Origin of the sequence: Moorella sp. E306M (assembly GCF_006538385.1) — a bacterium.
Taxonomy (GTDB): Bacteria; Bacillota; DSM-521; order Neomoorellales; family Neomoorellaceae; genus Neomoorella.
The window spans coordinates 1,672,526-1,692,948 of the sequence record NZ_BJKO01000001.1 but is presented as its reverse complement, the minus strand read 5'-3'; the positions used below and the strand labels follow the sequence as shown (position 1 = coordinate 1,692,948).

Genomic DNA, 20,423 nt, shown 5'->3' with positions numbered 1-20,423 from the left:
TTCACCCTCAAGAACAGGTAGCAATCCCGGCACCCCCTTGAGCAGCCGCCCGCTTTAAGGCTTCTATTACAGGCCGCAGGCGCTGGTAATTGATCCGGTAACTAACCCGGTTGGCAATCAAACGAGCGGTGGAGGGAAAAATGGGGACCACTTCTACCAGGTCATTTTCCCTTAAGGTTCGCCCGGTAGATACAATATCCACAATCAGGTCGGCCAGTCCCACCAGGGGGGCCAGCTCGATATTGCCATGGAGCTTGATTATTTCTACCGGCAAGCCTCGCTCCTGGAAAAAGGTTGCTGCTACCCTGGGAAACTTGGTGGCCACCCGGCGGCTACCGGCCAGCAGGTTTTCCAGGGACCGGCCTGCTTCTTCCCAGCGCTGCCGAGGCGCGGCTACGACAAAACGGCAATAACCAAAACCCAGGTCCACCAGCTCAAAGACATCGGCCCCGGCCTCCGCCAGGGTATCCTTGCCGACAATCCCCAGATCGGCAGCCCCGTGTTCTACATAGGTCGGCACGTCCGTGGGACGGCAGATGACATAACGCACCCGGTCGGCAGGGAAAGCAAAGACCAGCTGCCGTGCTCCGGTGGCCACGCCATCTACCGGGAGCCCGGCCTTACGCAATAATTGCAAGGCGTCTTCGCCCAGCTTGCCCTTGGGCAAGGCCAGCGTCAGCAAGTCGGTGACCATTTAAAAGTTCCTCCGAAAATCTTAAGCTAATCCACCCAAACCAGGGCCAACCCCCGGGCGGCGGCCCGGGCTGCTGCTTCCTGGCGGTTTTGACTTTCCCCATCTATAATTACCATTACCCCCGGCCGGCGCAATTCTCGTGCCCGGCGCAAAACAGCCGCCAGGTCCCGGCCGGCCACCAGGTAACCACCCTGCCCGCCTCCCTGCCCTTCGCCCCGGGCCATGAGCACCCGCTCCAGTCCCAGGGCAAAGCCGGTGGCTGGGCAGGGGTAACCAAACTGGCCCACCAGGCCATCGTAGCGCCCGCCGCCGCAGACGGGTACTCCCAGGCCCGGTACATAACCTTCAAAAACGATACCGGTGTAATAATCAAAATCCCGTAAAATACCCAGGTCAATGAAGAGCCACTTTTCCAGCCCGTAAGCTGTCAGCGCCTGCCATACTTCTTCCAGGCCGGCCAGGGCAGCGGCTGCTCCGGTCTGGATAAAATTGGCCCGGGCTTCCTCCAGGGCCTCTTTACCGCCATGTAAAGTGGCGAGGAGTTCCAGCTGCCGCCTCTTCAACCCCGTAAGACTATACTCGTCGACAAGCCGCTCCAGCCCCACCAGGTCCTTGCCGGCCAGGGCTACTTTAATCCTCGCCACCGCCTCCCGGGGCAGGTCCAGGTCCTGGAGTACGCCCTTGGTGACGGCCACCTGGCCAATGCCTAAACGAAAGTCCTTCAAGCCGGCCTTTAACAAGGTTTCTACCGCCAGGGCAATAATCTCCCCATCGGCCGCCACACCCCCGGCACCGATGAGTTCCACCCCGGCCTGGTGAAATTCCCGCAGGCGCCCGGCCTGGGGTTCTTCATAGCGAAATACCCTGGCGCTGTAACACAGGCGTAACGGTAAGGCCTCACGCCGTAACGATGTAGCCACCAGGCGGGCAATAGGGGCCGTCATCTCCGGCCGTAAGGCGAGAACCCGTCCCTCGCGGTCGATAAATTTGTAGAGGCTCCCTTCATCCCCAGCGGGAGAGCCGGCCTGAAAAGTTTCCACAAATTCAAAAGTCGGGGTCAGCACTTCCTGGTAACCCCAACTTTGAAAGAAAGCCACCAGTTCCTGCTCCAGTTCCCTGAGGGCAGCTGCCTCTGCCGGCAGCAGGTCCCGCACCCCCGCCGGTACCTGGAGATTATTCCAGTTGCCGGCCACTACCTTCACTCCATTGCTTTATCATGTTAACGTATTAACGTAATAATAGCACAGGGAACGACCTCTTGACAAAAACCGCCAGCCACGTCCAGAGGCCGGCAAGTCTGATTAAACCTCTTTATCTCCAGCCGGTTATCAATGGCGTCAAATTACTCCCTTTTATCCAGGCGATCCAGGATGAGGTTGTAGCCGTCGGCGCCATAGTTTAAAAAACGCTTGACCCGGCTGATGGTGGCTGTACTGGCCCCTGTAGCGGCGGCAATGGCCGCATAGGTAACCCCCTGGCGTAAGTAGCGGGCTACGGCCAGGCGCTGGGCCATGGCCTTGATTTCAGCGGTAGTACACAGGTCTTCAAAGAAGCGGTAGCATTCATCCAGGTTCTCCAGGGCTAAAATAGCGCGGAACAGTTCATCAACCTGGGGGTCCTGCAACTTATCCCGGCCCATAGCATACCCTCCCCCTATATCATGTGAGAGGTGGGAAGTGAGAGGTGAGAAGTCAACAAGTTTAGCTTTCTATGCGATAATTAAAAACTTCGCCATGCACCTGGTTTTTCCTTCAACCAATCAACCTGGTCAGCCACTCTGTCACCGGGCCAAAAACCCGGGCTAAAAGTTTTGCCGGGTTGGGGACAGGTAAATTTAAAGCCAGGGCCAGGCTTAAGGCCAGACCCAGGGACCAGACGATACCCATGACGGTCAGTTCCCGCCAGTACTTTTTCTCCCAGAGCTTCGGAGCATCCAGGTAAGCGATGACCAGGAAAGCCAGGATAATTAAAATAAGCATTTCATCACTCCTACCTGGTACTGCCCTGAGTGGCGCCCTTGCCGCCAATATCCAGGGTTTTACCTGGTGTCCTGTTGGTCATTCCCAGCCGGTTCAGATACAAATCCACCTTAACCTGGATTTTAGCACGGGTAAACTCTTCGTTCCAGCGGTCCTGGACCTGGCGCCAGTAGCGAACGTTGCTGCGGTGCAGGGTTTCGCCAAGACCAAAGATGTCCGCCCGGATTTCCTGCTGGGCCTTGCGCACGGCAGCCAGGACCCGCTCTTCTACGGCCCTGTTGACAGCCTCCTGAATGGCCAGCAAATGTTCCGGCCGGTCGGGGTTCAGGCTAACTGTAGCTTCCGTTAAGTCACAGTTGCCACGGATTTCCACGTTAAAAGTTACCTGGCTGCCTTCAACCCGGGGTTTAACCTCCGTAGAAACGCGGTGAAAAATCACCGAGGCCTGTCCCTGGCTCCTGGCCCGGGCTTGATTCTGGGAAGGGTTTTGCCCCTGCCCCTCTACCGGCCCGGCAGGCTGTCCCTGCCCCTGGTCCGGTGTTATAGTTTGACCCCTTTTCTGCCCCTGCTCCTGCCCCGGGAAATTACCCCCGGTCGGTATTGACAAAGTTACGGTAATAACCCCCTCCCTTACTTCCCCCCGCAGCCACATAAGGCCGTTGGTCTCCCTTTCATCCAGCCAGCTGATCAAACGGTCATCGCGGAAAGCCCCGGCACCTTTAATGGCTACGGCCTCGGGTTGGTTCTTTTTCCCCTCCTCCTTGTTACCGCCCTTCTGGCCCTTATCATCATCACCGCCTCTCGCCTCGCGGCTTTCCTGCTCCGGCGTCGGCGTCATTACCACCAGGGGCAGGGCGGGGTTATCTCCCGGCGCCTCCCACATGGCAAGAAGATCCTTTAGTTCCACTTTAAAGGTGGTTCGGTTGCGCAAAATACCGGTTAAAATCGTCCCGGGCATTAATTCAATGCCCGGCGGCACTTCCAGTACTTTACGGGCTTCGCCCCGGGTAATCAATACCGGTGTCGTCAGCCGCATCTGGCGCTCGCGGGTAAAGAGGTCCAGGTAATGAAGCCCCTGCCGGGCCAGCTCCTCACCAAGAATCAACACCCGGTTCTGGGCCCATAAAAGACGCCGCGGCACCAAACTTTCCAGCCGCCGGGTTGCCTGGGCAAAGTCGCTGCCGGTGGCGCTGATAACTTCCCCTACTTTATCCGGTTCCCCACCGCCACCACCACCCATGGACGGCCCGCCAGCTATGGCCCGGGGGATAACTATATAAACGCTCAGGCGTACCAGGTCCCCTGGGGCGGCATCCAGAGCCACGGCCATGACAATGGCCAGCTCTTCAATCTCATGACGGCTCCAGCAGCCCGCAAGCACGGGTAACATAAGAGCCAGTAAAAGAAGGGCCAGGGTTAAACGCAGCCGGGCCTTCATATCCCCGTCCTCCTTTTACCTCGAAGCCAGGCCATTATGAGCAAAAATAAGGGTAAAATAAGCTGCCAGGTCAGGGTCCACCCTGGTTCTACCATGAGGAGATCGTGGCGGATCTCGCTGATGTTCCGGTAAAGGAGGGCCGCTACGGCAACATTTAACGCCCCCAGGGGGGCAACCAGGGGTCGGTACTCCTTGAGCCCGGTGACGGTGGCCAAGCCCAGGGCCACTACATAGAGGTTAAGGGTTATTTTGATAAATACCCCCCCTACCCAGATGGCCAGGAACAGGGCTTCGATGCGCTCAAAAAACTGACCCAAAGAGACCACCCGCGCCAGGGCGTAAGCGGCAAAGGTCAGGCGGGCAGCTTCGCAGCAGCCGAAGACAAGAATGGTGCCCATAGTCACCAGGCTGAGGAAAAAGGCTATCCCCAGCAGCCCGCTGACCAGGCTGGCTCTCAGGGCTCGAGGCGGGTTAACGAAGGCACCGAAAGTAGCCAGGATGAATATCTGGCCCAGAAATCTCCAGGTCACCAGGGCACCCCCCAGAACCGGCCGGAAGCCGTTTTCCAGGACGGGCAAGAGATTGCGGGGCGCCATTTCCGGAGTGGCAAAAAGGAGGACGATGGCAATAAAGGCCACCATCAGAGGCAGGATAAAGTCCGTGCACCTGGCGATGACCTCCAGACCGTTGCGGGCGGCATAGACGGCCACGGCGACGATACTGAGGCTGAAGAATAAAGCCGGCGTTTCCGGCATAACCGCCGTGACCAGGAACTCGCTGAACTCCCGGATGACTACCGCATCCAGCAGGAAAAAGGCCAGGACAAAGATAAAGGCTACTATTTTACCCGCCACAGGGCCTAAAATCAGCTCGCAGTACTGGAAAAGGGTATGGTGGGGGAAACGCTGGGCCAGCAGGTAGACAACCAGCGCCACTGCGGCGGCAGCCAGGGTGGCCACTATGACCGACAACCAGGCGTCCTGGTGCGCCCGCAAAGCCAGCAAAGCCGGCAAAAAAAGGATGGCTGTAGGCAGGATGGCAAACCACAGCATGACCGCCGCCTGGCGGGGACTGATATAGCCTTCTTCCCGCATCTTCAGGACCGGCCCTCCTCCGGCGGGGGATTGGAGCTGGCTGGCGGGGTGGGCTTTAGCCCGGCTCCCTGACGCACCGGATCGCGATAACCGATCTGGCTGGGCCGGGAGTTCATGGCCCAGCGTGGTGTTCGGATCAGGACGTCTTTAAAATCGCTAAAATTCCAGGGGGTGACGGGCGCCAGGTAGGGTACCCCGAAGGAACGTAAGGTATTAAGATGTACCAAGATGGCCAGCAACCCCAGCATAATACCGTAAAAGCCCAGGGTGCCGGCCAGGACGAGCATGATAAAACGCAGGAGGCGCAGGGTGATGGCCATGGCGAAGGACGGGAGGGCAAAAGAGCTGATCCCCGTCAGGGCTACGACAATTACCATGGCTGGGGACACCAGGCCGGCGCTCACAGCCGCTTCCCCAATAACCAAAGCCCCAACAATGCTTACCGCCTGGCCAACTTGCCTTGGCAGGCGCACGCCGGCTTCCCGCAGGAGTTCAAAACTAAGTTCCATGATCAACGCTTCTACTACAGCCGGGAAAGGTATGCCTTCCCGCTGTGAGGCCAGCCTTATCAGGAGGTTGGTAGGTAACATTTCCTGATGAAAAGTGCTGGCAGCTACATAGAAAGCCGGCAGGAGCAGGGCTACATTCAGGGCGATAAAACGACCCAGCCGCAGGAAACTGGAAAGGTAATAGCGTTCATAGTAGTCTTCACTGGACTGGATAAACTGGATAAAAAGGGTCGGTACGATGAGGGCAAAGGGAGTATTATCCACCAGGATGCCCACCCGGCCTTCCAGCAGGGCGGCCACCACCTTGTCCGGCCGTTCCGTATGGTCGATCTGGGGAAAGGGGGAAGTAGGGTTATCTTCTATAAGTTCCTCAATGTAGGCGCTTTCCAGGATACCATCAATTTGAATCCGCTCCAGCCGCTGGCGCACTTCCCGGACTACCGCCGGGTCGGCCAGGTCTTCTATATAGGTGATGACAATATTAGTCATGGTATAGCGGCCCAGGCAAACAAGTTCCATTTTGAGGGACGGAGTTTTCAACCTGCGCCGGAGGAGGGCGGTATTAGTGCGTAAGCTCTCAATGAAGCTTTCCCGTGGGCCCCGGACCACGCTCTCGGTAATGGGATCATCAATAGCACGGTGTTCCCAGGAACGGGTGCTTAAGGCCAGGCCTTTATTATACCCATCCAGGAGCAGGACCGTATCCCCGTCCAGGACGTGTTTAACCACGGCCCCCATGTTATCAACTACGGCCACATCCGTCATGGGCATGACGGTTTCCATAACCGCGGCCAGGTCCCGGGTTTTGTCTGCCAGGTCCCGGGCCAGCTGCGGAGGTGCCTGCTGCAGGGTGCGCATCAGGGTATCTTCAATGAGCTTTTTGTCGGCCAGGCCGTCGATATAAAAAAGGGCTGCTTTAATAGCCTGGCCGAGGTAAAAATCGCGGTTGACGACATCGCTGCATTTGGCAAAGATTCTCTGCAGCTGTTCCAGGTTGAGCTTCAGTTCGGCAGTGAGCTGGTATTCCTCCAGGGGCGGGTAAGGTGCCTTTTGAGCCTTACTACCCTTGGAATGACCCTTGTTATCCTGCTTTCCTGAAGGCTGCCGGCGGCGGAAAAGAGCCGCCCTTAAGGGCTTGCGGTAAGGACCGGGCAAAGTTCCTCCCTCCTTTAAGTGGAAGCCGGTTAATACCAGCACTGGATAGCTTTTACCGGGGGAGGAAACATTATGCATAAGTCGCCGCATCTCGATTGGGCAGCTAGAGATATGCGGTTTGAAATTGGCCTGTTTAAAAATGACTAAAAGCGCCAGTTTTGGCTCACACTGACTGTAAGGACAATGTGTTTTGATGGGGAGTTGATTTTTTTGGCCGGTGAGACAAAGATTTTGGTGGTTTTCTACAGCCTCTACGGTAATACGGCTAAACTTGCCCGGGCTGTAGGGGCCGGGGTTACAGAAATACCCGGCTGCACTGCCATCTTGAAGCGGGTCCCGGAAACCATGCCGCGGGAAACCCTGCAGCAGCTTGAGAAATCGGCGGCTTATCAAAAGGCCCAGGAGGAAATGAAGGACATTTCCATAGCCACCCTGGAAGACCTCCAGGATGTCGATGGGGTAATCTTCGGCAGCCCCAGCCACTTTGGTAATGCCGCGGCCCAGTTAAAACAATTTATCGATGCTACTGTTCCTTTATGGGGTAAAGGTCAACTGGCCGGTAAAGTTGGGGGTGTCTTCTGTACCTCGGGTAGCATTCACGGGGGTAACGAAGCTACTCTTATTTCCATGCTCCTGCCCCTGCTCCATCACGGCATGATTATCGTCGGCCGGACCTATGAAGATTTTAGCCTGGTCAACGCCGGAACTCCCTACGGAGCTTCCGCCACCTCCGGTCCCAACCATGACCAGCCGCCCACGGACCAGGACCAGGTCATCGCCCGTTCCCTGGGTAAACGTATTGCCACGGTGGCTCAGAAGCTAAAGGGGTAGTCATTCTTCGCACCATGCAGGCGAATATCCGGATAAAATGCAATAAGCCCGGCAAATCAATTGCCGGGTGCTTATTTTATAGCGATTTACAGGGCCCGGTAACCAATATCGCGGCGGTAGTGCATGCCCGCAAAATTGATGGCCTTTATACCGGCATAAACGCGGTCCAGGGCGGCCTGTAAATTTTCACCTCGAGCAGTAACACATAATACCCGTCCCCCGGCAGTTACTACCTGACCGTCCACCAGAGCCGTACCGGCGTGGAAAACCTCCACTCCAGGCGGCACTGCCTCCAGCCCCGTAATGACTTCACCCCTGGCATAAGGTCCGGGATAACCGCCGGCCGCCAGGACCACCCCGGCTGCCGCCCCCGGGCACCAGTCAATCTTTGTTCCGGCCAGCTCACCGTTTATGGTAGCCAGCATCAGTTCCACCAGGTCGCTCTGTAAAAGCAGCATCAAGGGCTGGGTTTCCGGATCGCCAAAACGACAGTTAAATTCCAGGACTTTAGGCCCCTCGCGGGTGAGCATCAGCCCGGCGTAGAGGACGCCGCGGTAGGGGCAGCCGGCCGCGGCCATAGCCCGGACTGTAGGCCGGAGTATCTTTTCTTCTACCTCCCCGGCTATTTCCGGAGTGTAAAAGGGGACAGGGGCGTAGGCGCCCATGCCGCCGGTATTGGGGCCGGTATCTCCTTCCCCCACCCGCTTGTGGTCCTGGGAAGGCAAGAGGGGGATCACTGTTTCCCCGTCGCAGAGGGCCAGGATGCTGACCTCTTCGCCTTCCAGGTGCTCTTCAATAATCACCCGCTGCCCGGCAGGGCCAAACCGGCCGCCGAACATGGCCGTTACCGCTTCCCTGGCCGTGGCCGTGTCCGGAGCCACCACCACTCCCTTGCCGGCGGCCAGGCCGTCGGCCTTGACGACCACCGGGCCGGGATGTTCCTCCAGGTAGGCCAGGGCTGCCCCGGCCTCCATAAAGGCGGTATGGCGGGCCGTAGGGATGCCCGCCGCCTGCATTAACTCTTTGGCAAAAATCTTGCTCCCTTCCAGCCGGGCCGCCGCCCGGGAGGGGCCAAAAACAGGTAACCCTGCGGCCTGGAAGGCATCGACAATGCCGGCCACCAGGGGTGCTTCGGGGCCCACGACGGTAAGATCGATGCCTGCCTGGCGGGCAAAGGCCAAGAGACCCTCAATATCATCGGCGGCAATGGGCACACAATTAGCCAATCCGGCAATGCCGGCATTACCCGGCGCGCAATAGATTTCTGTAACCCGGGGACACCGGGCAATCTTCCACACCAGGGCGTGTTCCCGCCCGCCGCCGCCGACTACCAGGATGCGCATTTAATAGTACCTCCTTTAATGCCGGAAATGGCGGATGCCGGTAAACACCATGGCTATACTAGCGGCATCGGCTGCTTTGATGGACTCTTCGTCGCGGACGGAGCCGCCGGGCTGGATGATGGCTGTAATCCCGGCCTTAGCTGCCAGTTCCACTGTGTCGCTGAAGGGGAAGAAGGCATCAGAAGCCAGGACAGCCCCTTTCGCCCGGGCCCCGGCCTGCTCCAGGGCGATGTGCGCCGCGCCGACCCGGTTCATCTGGCCGGCACCAATGCCCAAAGTAACGCCGTCCTTAGCCACCACAATGGCGTTGGACTTGACGTGCTTCACCACCTGCCAGGCAAAGAGTAAATCCTCCATCTCCCTTGCTTCGGGTTTACGGGCCGTTACCACCTTGAGGTGCTCGGGGTCGAGGACATGGTAATCCGGCTCCTGGACCAGGAAGCCGCCGCTGACGGGCCTTACCTGGTATTCCTGGACGCGGTAGGCAGCCCTCTCGTCTGCAGCAAGCAAGCGCAGGTTGGGTTTGCTTTTAAGAATCTCCAGGGCTTCCGGGGTAAAATCAGGGGCGATGACAGCTTCCAGGAATATCTCCGTCATTTCCCTGGCTGTAGCGGCATCCACCGTCCGGTTCAGGGCGACGATGCCGCCAAAGGCGGAAACAGGATCGGCCGCGTAGGCCAGGCGGTAGGCCTGGGATGGAGTTGTAGCCCGGGCCACGCCGCAGGGATTGGTGTGCTTGATGATAGCCGCTACCGGCTCTTTAAAGTCAGAGGCCAGGTTCCAGGCAGCGTCCAGGTCCATGAGGTTGTTGTAAGAAAGCTCCTTGCCCTGGAGCTGCCGCGCCCCGGCCAGGCTGCCGGGGGATACGGCGGGCAAACGATAAAAAGCGGCCTGCTGGTGAGGATTCTCACCATAACGAAGGTCCTGGACCTTCTCGCCGCTGAGGATAAAGTGAACAGGAAAAGGCTCTTCATTGCGGATAAGGCGCTGGAAATAGGCGGCAATGGCCGCATCGTAAGCAGCCGTGTGGGCGAAGGCCGCCGCCGCCAGGCGCCGCCGGGTGGCCGTGCTTAAATTCCCCTTCTCCCGCAGTTCGGCCAGCACCTCGCTGTAGCTGGCCGGGTCAACGACCACCGCCACTCTCTCGTGATTCTTGGCTGCTGCCCGGACCATCGTTGGGCCGCCGATGTCGATGTTTTCAATGGCCTCTTCCGGCGTTACCCCTGGCCGGGCAATGGTTTCCCGGAAGGGGTAGAGGTTGACCACCACCAGGTCAATGGGCTGAATGCCCTGCTCCTGGAGCTGATCCAGGTGTTCCGGCGTCGGCCGGGCCAGGATACCCCCATGGATTTTAGGGTGGAGGGTTTTGACACGGCCGTCAAGGATCTCAGGAAAACCGGTAACGGCTGCGACTTCGGTAACGGGCAAACCGGCTGCGGTCAAGGTGCGGGCGGTACCGCCGGTAGAGATAAGCTCCCATCCCAGCTCTACCAGCCCCCGGGCCAGATCCACCAGGCCGGTCTTGTCGGAAACACTAAGAAGCGCCCTTTTCGGCATATGTATAGCTCGCCTCCTATGAAAATAACTCGACTTGCCGCCATGAGCGGCTCCTTCAAATTTTCACTGCGACCCGCCGGCCGTGGAGTTCTACCCTGCCTTCGGCCAGCCATTTGATAACCTCGGGGTAAAGGCGGTGTTCTTCCACCAGGATGCGGGCCGCCAGGGTTTCCGGGGTGTCGTCGTCCTTTACCGGTACCACCGCCTGGGCGATGATGGGGCCCGTATCGGTGCCGGCGTCAACAAAGTGGACGGTGCAGCCGGAAAACTTGACACCGTATTCCCAGGCCTGGCGCTGGGCGTTGAGGCCGGGAAAGGCCGGCAGCAGGGCCGGGTGGATGTTGATTACCGCCCCCGGAAACTGATCGAGAAAATCCTGGCTGAGGAGCCGCATAAAGCCGGCCAGGACTACCAGCTTTACCCCCTCTTTTTTCAAGACCGCCGCCAGGGCCCGGTCATAGGCCTGGCGGGATGGGTATTCCCGGGGTACGAGGCAACAGGCCTTGAGCCCCCGCTGCCGGGCCAGTTCCAGGGCACGGGCTTCCGGGCGGTCGCTGATGACCACCTGGATGCGGGCGGGGATGCGGCCGGCAGCTATAGCGTCGGCAATGGCCTCCATGTTGCTGCCCCGGCCGGAAACCAGGATGCCTATCGGTAAAGGTGCTGCAACCATTCTCTCTCCCCCGAAACTAGACTTTCTCATAGCAAAAGCCAGCCGTTTACTTTTTTATTTTAGCTCCGGCACGAACTCTACTGCTCCCCGGCCGGGTATTATTTCACCAACCACAAAAACCTCTCCCCCGGCGGCCTCTAAGCGCGCTTTTACCCTGTCAACGTCACCGGCCGCAACCACCGCCAGCATACCCAGGCCCATATTGAAGGTGCGGTACATCTCCGGTTCCGGCACTTTGCCGTTCTCCTGGATGAGGCGGAAAACGGGCGGTACCGGCCAGCTGCGCCGGTCCAGGCGCATGTTTACGTCCTTCGGCAGGATGCGGGGCGGGTTTTCCACCAGGCCGCCGCCGGTGATGTGGGCCAGGCCCTTGATTAATCCCTCTTTTATTAATGGCAACAGAGAGGCTACATATATACGGGTCGGCTCCAGCAATTCTTCCCCCAGGGCCCGGCCCAGTTCCGGCAGCTGCCGGTCCAGGGTGTAACCGGCTTCCGCCAGCAAAACCCGGCGGGCCAGGGAAAAGCCGTTGGAGTGCAGGCCGCTTGAGGCCAGGCCCAGGACCACCTGGCCGGGCCGGATGCGGCTGCCGTCCAGGAGCTCCTCCCGTTCCACGACGCCGACGGCGAAACCGGCCAGGTCGTATTCATCCTCAGGGTAAAAGCCGGGCATCTCGGCCGTCTCGCCCCCGATCAGGGCGCAGCCGGCCCGGCGGCAGCCTTCGGCCACCCCGGCGACGATTTGGGCCACTTTTTCCGGCACCATTTTCCCTACCGCCAGGTAGTCCAGGAAGAAGAGGGGCTCGGCCCCATGAACCAGGATATCGTTGACGCACATGGCCACGGCGTCGATGCCGATGGTATCGTGGCGGTCCATGAGGAAGGCTATCTTCAGCTTCGTCCCTACCCCGTCCGTGCCCGCCACTAGCACCGGCTGCCGGTAACGGCCCGGTTCCAGGGCAAAAAGGCCGCCGAAACCGCCCAGGTCCCCCAGGACCCCCGGCCGGAAGGTCCGGCGGACATGCTCCTGCATCAACTCTACGGCGCGGTTGCCGGCGGTTATGTCCACCCCGGCGGCAGCATAGGTCAGGCCTTCGCCAGCTACCATAATGTTCCCCTCCGAAAATAACTCTATCGCAGGTTGGCATTGTCTCGCTCGCTCCCTGGCCCTTGTGGAGCGGCCTACGGCTCAGCTTCGGGCTCGGGCGGGGTTCCCGGCCTATTCGGCATCCTTGCCTCAGAGGCCGGCCTCGGACATCCTGTCCTCGGCCCCGCCCTCGCTCCTCAGCTTCGCCTGGGCCGCTTCACCACTCGGGCCAAGTCACTCGCTTCCGACAAATGCCAACCAGGCATTTTCATACCCTCGCTGGTGGCGGCGTGCCGCCACCAGCGGCTCCTCAGGCAAAACAAAAGCCAGCCTGTTAAACCTTTACCCCTACCCCTCCAGGCTGTACTTGGACGCCTCCTCCGTGGAGGGGATGGGGATGGGATAGCGGCCGGAAAAGCAGGCGGCGCAGAAATTTTCGGCCCCGCGGGTTACGGAACGGAACAGCCCTTCCAGGCTCAGGTAATAGAGGCTGTCGGCTCCGACATGGCGGCGGATGTCCTCCAGGGAATACCGGGCGGCAATGAGCTCGCCCCGGGCGCTGGTATCAATGCCATAGTAACAGGGGTGCAAAACCGGCGGCGAGGCCACCAGCAGGTGGACCTCCCGCACCCCGGCCTGGCGCAGCATCTCCACAATCCGCCGGCTGGTAGTTCCCCGGACAATGGAATCATCGATGATAATAACCCGTTTATCTTTCAGAATTGACTTGATGGGATTGAGTTTCAAGCGCACGCCCAGGTCGCGCATCTCCTGGGTGGGCTGGATGAAGGTCCGGCCCACATAGCGGTTTTTCATCAACCCTTCGATAAAGGGTAAACCCGCCGCCTCGGCGTAACCGGCAGCGGCGGCAATGCCGGAATCCGGCACCGGGATCACCACATCGGCCGCCACCTGGTATTCCCGGGCCAGATTGCGGCCCAGCTCCCGCCGCACCAGGTTGACGGTCTCGCCGTCCAGGATGCTGTCGGGCCGGGCAAAGTAGACGTATTCAAAGATGCAGTGGGCGCTGTGGGGCGCCCGCCGTCCCTGAATGGAGTGCACCCCCTGGCTGTCGATGACGACAATTTCCCCGGGCTCAATGTCACGGCAAAAAGCGGCGCCCACGGTATCCAGGGCGCAGGACTCGGAGGCCAGCACCCAGGCCTCCCCCATTTTCCCCAGGCACAGGGGCCGGACGCCAAAGGGATCGCGGACGCCGATGAGCTTTTCCTCGGTCATCACCACCAGGGAATAGGCGCCCTCCAGCTCGTCCTGGCAGCGACGCAGGGCCGCCTCAATGGGCTCCTGGCTGTAGCGGGCGATAAGATTGACAATGACTTCGCTGTCGGTGGAAGACTGGAAGATGGAGCCCCTGGCTCCCAGCTCCCGCCTAAGCCGGTTGGCATTGGTCAGGTTCCCGTTATGAGCAATGGCCACCATACCCCTGAGGTAGCGGAAAACCAGGGGCTGGGCATTGACCAGGGAACTCGCCCCGGTAGTAGAATAGCGCACATGGCCGATGGCTACGCTACCCTTTAAAGCCCGGAGGTTGTCCTGGTTAAAAACCTCCGCCACCAGCCCCATGCCCTTGTGGACGGCAATATGGCGACCGTCGGCCACGGCAATCCCGGCGCTCTCCTGGCCCCGGTGCTGCAGGGCGAAGAGGCCGTAATAGGCCAGGCGGGCCACATCCTTGCCCGGGGCATAGATGCCGAAGATGCCGCACTCTTCATGCCAGGGCGACCGGTCCCAGGATAACTCCCTTTCCCTCACCGGGCCATCAAAGCAGGTATGCTCTCCCGCCATTGCTTCTCCATCTCCCCCAGGCTGAGATTAAACACCGTCCTGCCGTTTACCCTTACCGCCAGGGCCCGGCCGGTAGTACGGCCGATGACCGCCGCCGGCACGCCCTTCTCCCGGGCCATGGCCAGCACCCTGTCCTGGGCTGCCGGCGGGACCGCCAGCAACACCCGCGACTGGCTTTCGCTGAAGAGGAGGTAGTCCGGCCGGAGACTGCTTACCAGTTCCACCACGGCGCCCAACCCGCCGGCCAGGGCACTTTCAGCCAGGGCCACGGCCAGGCCCCCTTCGGCGCAATCGTGGGCCGCCGTCACCAGCCCGGCGGCGATGGCCTGCCGCACAACTTCCTGGACGGCGGCTTCCCGTTCCAAGTTAAGGCCCGGCGGCCGCCCGGCCACCAGGCCGTGGACAACGGCCAGGTATTCGCTGCCGCCTATCTCCGGGCAGGTTTCACCCAGGAGGATGAGGACATCATCCTCACGGTGCCAGGCTAAAGCGCAGCGTTTTTCAATATCAGCGATGAGACCCACCATACCCACCACCGGCGTGGGATAGATGGCCTCGCCTTCTGTTTCGTTGTAGAAACTGACGTTGCCGCCAGTAACCGGCGTCTGCAAAGCCTCGCAGGCCCGGCTCATACCCACAACAGCCTGGTAAAACTGCCAGGCGACTTCCGGCTTTTCGGGATTGCCGAAGTTCAGGCAATCGGTAAGGCCCAGGGGACGGGCGCCTACACAGGAGAGATTGCGGGCTGCTTCAGCTACGGCAATGGCCCCACCCGTTTCCGGGTCCAGGTAGCAGTAGCGGCTGTTGCCGTCCACCGTCAGGGCCAGGCCCTTGCCGGTTCCCTTAATCCTTAAGATAGCGGCATCGCCGCCGGGTCCGGCCACCGTGTCCGTGCGTACCATGTAGTCGTACTGGCGGTAAACCCATTCTTTACTGGCTATATTGGGCGCCGCCAGGAGCTGCAAAAGCGTTTCCCCGTAATCCTCCGGCTCCGGCAGGCGGCTGAGATCCATATTTTGCAATTTATCCAGGTAAGCCGGCCGGCGCCGTTCCACCTCGTAGACAGGGCACTGGTCCGTTAAGGCCCGGGCCGGCACCTCGGCCACCACCCGGCCGCCCTCTTTAATGCGCATGATACCGTCGTCCGTCACCCGGCCGATAACCACCGCCTCCAGGCCCCAGCGCCGGCAGATGGCCTGGATCCTTGCTTCCGCGCCTTTTTTGGGCACCAGGAGCATGCGTTCCTGGGACTCCGAAAGCATCACCTCATAGGGGGTCATGCCCTCTTCCCGCCGGGGCACCAGGGCGACGTCGATTTCCATTCCCGTTCCGGCCCGGGACGCCATTTCACAGGAAGAGCTGGTGATCCCGGCCGCGCCCATATCCTGCATGCCGATGATTAAATCTTCTTTAATTATTTCCAGGCAGGCTTCAATGAGAAGTTTCTCCCGAAAGGGGTCGCCTACCTGGACCGAAGGCCGGCGTTCTTCGGAGGCCTGGGTCAACTCCTCAGAAGCAAAGGTAGCGCCGTGGATGCCGTCGCGGCCGGTACGGGCGCCCACCAGCATGACGGCATTGCCCACCCCGGCGGCCCGGCCGCGGCGGATGTCTTTTTGCTCGATAAGGCCCACGGCCATGGCGTTGACCAGAGGATTGCCGGCATAAGATGGATCAAAATATACTTCCCCGGCCACCGTGGGCAGGCCCAGACAGTTGCCGTAAAAGGCGATACCGGCCACTACGCCGCCCATGAGGTAGCGGGTACGCGGGTCATCCGGGGGGCCGAAGCGCAGGGAGTCAAGGACCGCAATGGGCCGTGCCCCCATGGCAAAGATATCGCGCACGATACCCCCCACGCCGGTGGCCGCTCCCTGGAAGGGCTCAATGGCCGAGGGGTGGTTGTGGCTTTCGATTTTAAAAACTACCGCCTGGCCGTCGCCGATGTCGATAATGCCGGCGTTTTCCCCCGGCCCCTGGAGGACCCAGGGGGCTTTGGTGGGAAAAAGCTTTAACACCGGCCGGGAGTGCTTGTAGCCGCAGTGCTCCGACCACATGACGGCAAACATGCCCACTTCCACATGATTGGGCTCGCGACCCAGGATTTCTTTAATCCGGGCAAATTCCTCGTCCGTGAGGCCCATCTGCCGGTAAACTTCAGGCTCCAAGGCGCTCCCCCCTCTGCCACCAGTCAACTATGGAAGCAAAAAGTTCCCGGCCGTCGGTACCGCCCAGGAGGCTTTCGGCGCAACGTTCCGGGTGGGGCATCATGCCCAGGATATTGCCCTCCCGGTTAACAATGCCGGCGATATTGCCCACCGAACCGTTGGGATTGGCCGCCGGCGTCACTTCTCCGTCCTGATTGCAGTAGCGGAAAATAATCTGCCGGTTGGCCTCAAGTTCGGCCAGGGTGGCGGCGTCGGCATAATAGTTGCCTTCACCGTGGGCAATGGGAATGCGGATGACCTGGCCCTCCTGGAAGCGGTTGGTAAAGGGGGTGGCGTTATTTTCCACCCTTAAATAGGTCCACTGGCAGCGAAACTGGAGGCAGTCATTGCGCCGCATGGCCCCCGGCAGGAGGCCGGCCTCCAACAGGATCTGGAAGCCGTTGCAGATGCCCAGCACCAGGCCGCCGGACCTGGCAAAGTCAATGACTGCCGGCATAATAGGGGCAAAGCGGGCGATGGCCCCGGCCCGGAGGTAATCGCCGTAGGAAAAGCCGCCGGGCAGCACCAGGCAGTCGTAACCGGCAACTTCGGTATCGCCGTGCCAGAGGTAGTCCACCGGCTGGCCCAGGACGGACCCCAGGGCGTGGTAAACATCCTGGTCGCAGTTGGAGCCGGGAAAGACGATAACGCCGAACTTCATGGTTGTTCCTCCATTTTATCTACCGGACTATACCCCACCGATCGCCGCGCCGCGCTCAAGCCTTGCCACCGGCGCCGGCAGGTTCTTCCAGGGTAAAGCGGTATTGTTCGATCACCGGGTTGGCCAGGAGCCGCCGGCACATCTCTTCCACCTGCCGCCCGGCTTCCTGCCGGTCGTCCAGGTCCAGCTGCACTTCCAGGTACTTGCCGACGCGTACCGCAGTTACCCCCTCATACCCCATGGCTTTGAGGCCGCCCATGACAGCCTCGCCCTGGGGGTCGAGGACGCCGGGTTTTAAGGTGACGTAAATTTTAGCCAGGAACATAACTATCGTCCTCCATATTTATTGCAACAGCCTCTCCACCCGGCTTAACACTTCTTCATAGGCGTCTTCAACGCCGCCCAGGTCGCGGCGGAAGCGGTCCTTGTCCAGTTTTTCCCCGCTGGTGCCGTCCCAGAAGCGGCAGGTGTCGGGGGAAATCTCATCGGCCAGGAGGACCTGGCCGTGGAAAAGGCCAAACTCCAGCTTGAAGTCCACCAGGACCAGGTCGGCCGGCTGCAAGAATTCCGTCAGCAGCTCATTAACCTTCCAGGCGCAGCTTTCCATTTCTTCAATCTGGCTTGCGGTGGCCAGCTCCAGGGCGGCAATGTGGTAGTTGTTAATCATGGGGTCATGGAGTTCATCGGATTTATAGTAAAACTCCAGCACCGGGCGCTTGAGGGGTGTCCCTTCCGCCAGGCCCAGGCGTTTGGCCAGGCTACCGGCGGCAATGTTCCGGGCCACAACTTCCACCGGGATGATATCTACCGCCCGCACCAGGAGCTCCCGGGGGCCTGTCTGTTCAATAAAATGAGTGGGGATGCCCCGGCGGGAAAGCATCTGGAAAAACAGAGCCGACAGCCGGGCATTGATCTCGCCCTTGCGGGCAATGGTGCCTTTTTTCAGGCCGTCAAAGGCCGTGGCGTCGTCCTTGAATTCTACCAGGTACTGGTCGGGGTCACCCGTGCGGTAGACCCGTTTGGCTTTACCTTCATAGAGCAGCTCTCCTTTAGCAGGCATGGATATTCCCCCTTATTCCAATCCCGCGCGGCGGAAAATGTAGTCCACGTGGCGCAGGTGGTAGTCGTAATCAAATAAAGCCTCGATTTCCTTCCGGTCCAGGTGAGCCATAATATCCTGATCCTTTAAGACCAGCTCTTTAAAGGGCTGGCGGGTCTGCCAGGCCTGCATGGCATTGCGCTGCACCCAGGCGTAGGCTGTCTCCCGCAAAACGCCTTTGTTCACCAAGGCCAGGAGAACCCGCTGGGAAAAGACCAGGCCGTGGGTGGCTTCAAGATTCCGGCGCATATTCTCCGGGTAGACATTGAGGCCGGCTATAATCTCGGTGAATTTGACCAGCATGTAGTCCAGCAGAATGGTGCTGTCGGGAATAATCACCCGCTCGACGGAAGAATGGGTGAGATCCCGCTCGTGCCAGAGAGCGATATTTTCCATGGCCGCCAGGGCATTGCCCCGCAACACCCTGGCCAGGCCCGCCACCCGCTCGCACATGATGGGGTTGCGTTTGTGGGGCATGGCCGAGGAACCCTTCTGCCCTTGAGCAAAGGGCTCTTCAACTTCTAAAATATCAGTCCGCTGCAGGTTGCGGATTTCTGTAGCCATTTTCTCCAGGGAACTGCCGATGACAGCCAGGGTGGCCAGGAACTGGGCGTGACGGTCGCGCTGGATGATCTGGGTGGAAACGCTGGCCGGTTTAAGACCCAGGCGACGGCATACGTGCTCTTCCACCCGGGGATTGATATTGGCAAAAGTGCCGACGGCGCCGGATATTTTGCCGACACTGATCATTTCCCTGGCTTGTTCCAGCCTGGTTATATGCCGGTCTACTTCCATGACCCAGAGGGCCATTTTCAGGCCAAAGGTGGTGGGCTCGGCGTGGACACCGTGGGTGCGGCCGATCATGAGGGTGTATTTATGTTCCCGGGCCTTTTTGACGAGTTCGGCCCGCAGTTCCTGCAGGCGTCTGAGGAGCAGGTCGGCGGCGTCCCGCATCTGCACCGCCAGGGCCGTGTCCAGGACATCGGAGGAGGTCATGCCCAGGTGAATATACTTGGAGGCGTCACCCACCTTTTCCGCAACGGCAGTGAGAAAGGCCAGGACGTCATGGCGGGTGGTGGCTTCAATTTCATTGATCCGGTCAATGTCAAAATCGGCCTTGGCCTTGATCTCTTCCAGGGCGGCCGGCGGGATCCGGCCCAGCTCGGCCCAGGCTTCGCAAGCATAGATCTCAATAGCCAGCCAGGTGCGGAATTTGTGTTCTTGTTCCCAAATTTTCCCCATTTCCGGCAAGGTGTAGCGTGCAATCATTTTTTCCCCTCCCGTAAATAACCCTCGATGCCCAGCTGCGCCAGTTTAGCATCCCGGGCCGCCACTTCCCGGGCCAGCTCTTCTTTATAGGCCGCCAGGCGCGCCTTTAGCTGCGGGTCATGAACGGCGAGAATCTGGGCCGCAAGTATTGCGGCATTGGCCGCCCCGTCTATGGCTACAGTAGCCACCGGGATGCCTTTCGGCATCTGTACCATGGCGTAGAGGGAGTCCACCCCGCCCAGGGCCGCCGTCTTGATAGGAACGCCAATGACGGGCAGGGTGGTCACGGCGGCCAGGACACCGGCCAGGTGGGCTGCCCCGCCGGCGCCGGCGATGAGGACTTTGAGCCCCCGGCCGGCTGCATTGCGGGCGTATTCCAGGGCAGCATCGGGCGAGCGGTGCGCGGATAGGATCCTTACTTCATAAGGAATCTGGAAGCACTCCAAGAAGCCTGCGGCCTGGGCCATAACCGGCAAATCGGAGTCACTGCCCATGACAATACCAACATGTGCCATGTTCATCAAATTTCTTCTCCTTCCTTATATTTTAGCATTTGTTTTATCATCCCCCTTTATCCTTTTTGCTGCCGCCCAATATACCTCTTGCCGGCCGGCAAACTAAAGAACCCAGGCCGGGGTAGGTCACGCAACACTGAAACCTACCCGCCTGGGTTTTTATCCCTCCGGTGTAGCACAAAATGTGCCTGTACCACTCGGACCTGGCCGCGAAATAACCTTCGCGCGGAACCCTGAGGTACACTTTCAGGCTGTAGCCAGGGCAATTTACGGTTGCCCGGTAGAAACTTGGGAGCCCTATTCCCCCAATTATACAGTCCGTTACCATATTTACTTTTCGACCCCATAATAACAAATGGGGTAACAACTGTCAATAAGCTTTCGGCTCTATGTCAATAGTTGTGGGATTAAATTTTGAGGGCAACATCCCAGGAAAATTTTCTTGATGAAATGATTACGATTCCTAAAACCAAAACTTAATCGTTTCAGCATTTTGCTTAAAGTATTCTT

The 20,423-nt window shown here is 59.6% G+C and carries 19 protein-coding genes and 1 riboswitch; of the genes, 1 reads left to right on the top strand and 18 read right to left on the bottom strand.

Annotated elements, in window-relative coordinates; translation table 11 throughout:
• Positions 1-7: 7 nt before the first annotated feature.
• From hisG to FLZ89_RS08860, 7 genes are all read right to left on the bottom strand, one after another.
• Complete coding sequence (hisG, locus tag FLZ89_RS08890; protein WP_141304810.1) at positions 8-694, bottom strand: ATP phosphoribosyltransferase; 687 nt, start codon at positions 692-694, stop codon at positions 8-10.
• Positions 695-720: 26 nt separating this feature from the next.
• Positions 721-1,887: an ATP phosphoribosyltransferase regulatory subunit gene (hisZ, locus tag FLZ89_RS08885; protein WP_141304809.1), complete on the bottom strand. Its 1,167-nt coding sequence runs from the start codon at positions 1,885-1,887 to the stop codon at positions 721-723.
• Positions 1,888-2,036: 149 nt separating this feature from the next.
• Positions 2,037-2,333, bottom strand: coding sequence for a YerC/YecD family TrpR-related protein (locus tag FLZ89_RS08880; protein ID WP_141262864.1), 297 nt, complete (start codon positions 2,331-2,333; stop codon positions 2,037-2,039).
• A 112-nt stretch (positions 2,334-2,445) separates the two neighbouring features.
• Entirely contained in the window at positions 2,446-2,673 is a 228-nt protein-coding gene (locus FLZ89_RS08875; protein ID WP_141262865.1) for a hypothetical protein, read from the bottom strand.
• A 10-nt stretch (positions 2,674-2,683) separates the two neighbouring features.
• The gene (locus tag FLZ89_RS08870) at positions 2,684-4,111 is read right to left on the bottom strand and encodes a Ger(x)C family spore germination protein (protein ID WP_141304808.1); all 1,428 of its coding nucleotides are present in this window, start codon (positions 4,109-4,111) and stop codon (positions 2,684-2,686) included.
• Positions 4,108-5,205, bottom strand: a complete 1,098-nt coding sequence (locus FLZ89_RS08865; RefSeq protein ID WP_141304807.1) for a GerAB/ArcD/ProY family transporter — start codon at positions 5,203-5,205, stop codon at positions 4,108-4,110. Before FLZ89_RS08865 ends, FLZ89_RS08870 begins: the two co-directional genes overlap by 4 nt.
• Positions 5,206-5,207: 2 nt before the next feature.
• The gene (locus FLZ89_RS08860) at positions 5,208-6,869 is read right to left on the bottom strand and encodes a spore germination protein (RefSeq protein ID WP_141262868.1); all 1,662 of its coding nucleotides are present in this window, start codon (positions 6,867-6,869) and stop codon (positions 5,208-5,210) included.
• Positions 6,870-7,079: 210 nt separating this feature from the next.
• Here FLZ89_RS08860 and wrbA point away from each other — a divergent pair, with 210 nt between their 5' ends.
• The gene (gene wrbA / locus FLZ89_RS08855) at positions 7,080-7,700 is read left to right on the top strand and encodes an NAD(P)H:quinone oxidoreductase (RefSeq protein WP_216363866.1); all 621 of its coding nucleotides are present in this window, start codon (positions 7,080-7,082) and stop codon (positions 7,698-7,700) included.
• Between the two features lie 86 nt (positions 7,701-7,786).
• On the opposite strand, the gene purD is transcribed toward wrbA, so the two are convergent.
• From purD to purE, 11 genes are all read right to left on the bottom strand, one after another.
• Positions 7,787-9,043 (bottom strand): phosphoribosylamine--glycine ligase, encoded by a 1,257-nt coding sequence (purD, locus tag FLZ89_RS08850; protein WP_141262870.1) that lies wholly within the window; start codon positions 9,041-9,043, stop codon positions 7,787-7,789.
• 15 nt (positions 9,044-9,058) lie between these two features.
• Positions 9,059-10,600, bottom strand: coding sequence for a bifunctional phosphoribosylaminoimidazolecarboxamide formyltransferase/IMP cyclohydrolase (gene purH / locus FLZ89_RS08845; protein ID WP_141262871.1), 1,542 nt, complete (start codon positions 10,598-10,600; stop codon positions 9,059-9,061).
• Between the two features lie 55 nt (positions 10,601-10,655).
• The gene (gene purN, locus FLZ89_RS08840) at positions 10,656-11,273 is read right to left on the bottom strand and encodes a phosphoribosylglycinamide formyltransferase (RefSeq protein WP_141262872.1); all 618 of its coding nucleotides are present in this window, start codon (positions 11,271-11,273) and stop codon (positions 10,656-10,658) included.
• 54 nt (positions 11,274-11,327) lie between these two features.
• Entirely contained in the window at positions 11,328-12,380 is a 1,053-nt protein-coding gene (purM, locus tag FLZ89_RS08835; protein ID WP_141304806.1) for a phosphoribosylformylglycinamidine cyclo-ligase, read from the bottom strand.
• Positions 12,381-12,707: 327 nt separating this feature from the next.
• The gene (purF, locus tag FLZ89_RS08830) at positions 12,708-14,165 is read right to left on the bottom strand and encodes an amidophosphoribosyltransferase (RefSeq protein ID WP_141304805.1); all 1,458 of its coding nucleotides are present in this window, start codon (positions 14,163-14,165) and stop codon (positions 12,708-12,710) included.
• Positions 14,129-16,330: a phosphoribosylformylglycinamidine synthase subunit PurL gene (gene purL, locus FLZ89_RS08825; protein WP_141304804.1), complete on the bottom strand. Its 2,202-nt coding sequence runs from the start codon at positions 16,328-16,330 to the stop codon at positions 14,129-14,131. The genes purF and purL overlap by 37 nt, the downstream gene beginning before the upstream one ends.
• Positions 16,320-17,030 (bottom strand): phosphoribosylformylglycinamidine synthase subunit PurQ, encoded by a 711-nt coding sequence (gene purQ, locus FLZ89_RS08820; protein ID WP_141304803.1) that lies wholly within the window; start codon positions 17,028-17,030, stop codon positions 16,320-16,322. Before purQ ends, purL begins: the two co-directional genes overlap by 11 nt.
• Positions 17,031-17,085: 55 nt before the next feature.
• Positions 17,086-17,355, bottom strand: coding sequence for a phosphoribosylformylglycinamidine synthase subunit PurS (purS, locus tag FLZ89_RS08815; protein WP_141262877.1), 270 nt, complete (start codon positions 17,353-17,355; stop codon positions 17,086-17,088).
• An 18-nt stretch (positions 17,356-17,373) separates the two neighbouring features.
• Positions 17,374-18,090, bottom strand: coding sequence for a phosphoribosylaminoimidazolesuccinocarboxamide synthase (gene purC, locus FLZ89_RS08810; protein ID WP_141262878.1), 717 nt, complete (start codon positions 18,088-18,090; stop codon positions 17,374-17,376).
• Positions 18,091-18,102: 12 nt separating this feature from the next.
• On the bottom strand, positions 18,103-19,398 hold the full coding sequence (purB, locus tag FLZ89_RS08805) for an adenylosuccinate lyase (RefSeq protein WP_141304802.1): 1,296 nt from the start codon (positions 19,396-19,398) through the stop codon (positions 18,103-18,105).
• The gene (gene purE, locus FLZ89_RS08800; RefSeq protein WP_141304801.1) at positions 19,395-19,919 is read right to left on the bottom strand and encodes a 5-(carboxyamino)imidazole ribonucleotide mutase; all 525 of its coding nucleotides are present in this window, start codon (positions 19,917-19,919) and stop codon (positions 19,395-19,397) included. Before purE ends, purB begins: the two co-directional genes overlap by 4 nt.
• 228 nt (positions 19,920-20,147) lie before the next feature.
• Positions 20,148-20,250: riboswitch (purine riboswitch) on the bottom strand.
• Positions 20,251-20,423 lie beyond the last annotated feature (173 nt).

Excerpts from the sequence above, each read along its gene's own strand:
- purH (WP_141262871.1), bottom strand. The coding sequence starts at position 10,600 with ATGCCGAAAAGGGCGCTTCTTAGTGTTTCCGACAAGACCGGCCTGGTG.
- purB (WP_141304802.1), bottom strand. The coding sequence starts at position 19,398 with ATGATTGCACGCTACACCTTGCCGGAAATGGGGAAAATTTGGGAACAA.
- FLZ89_RS08875 (WP_141262865.1), bottom strand. The coding sequence starts at position 2,673 with ATGCTTATTTTAATTATCCTGGCTTTCCTGGTCATCGCTTACCTGGAT.
- hisG (WP_141304810.1), bottom strand. The coding sequence starts at position 694 with ATGGTCACCGACTTGCTGACGCTGGCCTTGCCCAAGGGCAAGCTGGGC.
- purD (WP_141262870.1), bottom strand. The coding sequence starts at position 9,043 with ATGCGCATCCTGGTAGTCGGCGGCGGCGGGCGGGAACACGCCCTGGTG.
- purQ (WP_141304803.1), bottom strand. The coding sequence starts at position 17,030 with ATGAAGTTCGGCGTTATCGTCTTTCCCGGCTCCAACTGCGACCAGGAT.
- purC (WP_141262878.1), bottom strand. The coding sequence starts at position 18,090 with ATGCCTGCTAAAGGAGAGCTGCTCTATGAAGGTAAAGCCAAACGGGTC.
- purE (WP_141304801.1), bottom strand. The coding sequence starts at position 19,919 with ATGAACATGGCACATGTTGGTATTGTCATGGGCAGTGACTCCGATTTG.
- FLZ89_RS08870 (WP_141304808.1), bottom strand. The coding sequence starts at position 4,111 with ATGAAGGCCCGGCTGCGTTTAACCCTGGCCCTTCTTTTACTGGCTCTT.
- purN (WP_141262872.1), bottom strand. The coding sequence starts at position 11,273 with ATGGTTGCAGCACCTTTACCGATAGGCATCCTGGTTTCCGGCCGGGGC.
- purM (WP_141304806.1), bottom strand. The coding sequence starts at position 12,380 with ATGGTAGCTGGCGAAGGCCTGACCTATGCTGCCGCCGGGGTGGACATA.
- FLZ89_RS08880 (WP_141262864.1), bottom strand. The coding sequence starts at position 2,333 with ATGGGCCGGGATAAGTTGCAGGACCCCCAGGTTGATGAACTGTTCCGC.
- purS (WP_141262877.1), bottom strand. The coding sequence starts at position 17,355 with ATGTTCCTGGCTAAAATTTACGTCACCTTAAAACCCGGCGTCCTCGAC.
- purF (WP_141304805.1), bottom strand. The coding sequence starts at position 14,165 with ATGGCGGGAGAGCATACCTGCTTTGATGGCCCGGTGAGGGAAAGGGAG.
- FLZ89_RS08865 (WP_141304807.1), bottom strand. The coding sequence starts at position 5,205 with ATGCGGGAAGAAGGCTATATCAGTCCCCGCCAGGCGGCGGTCATGCTG.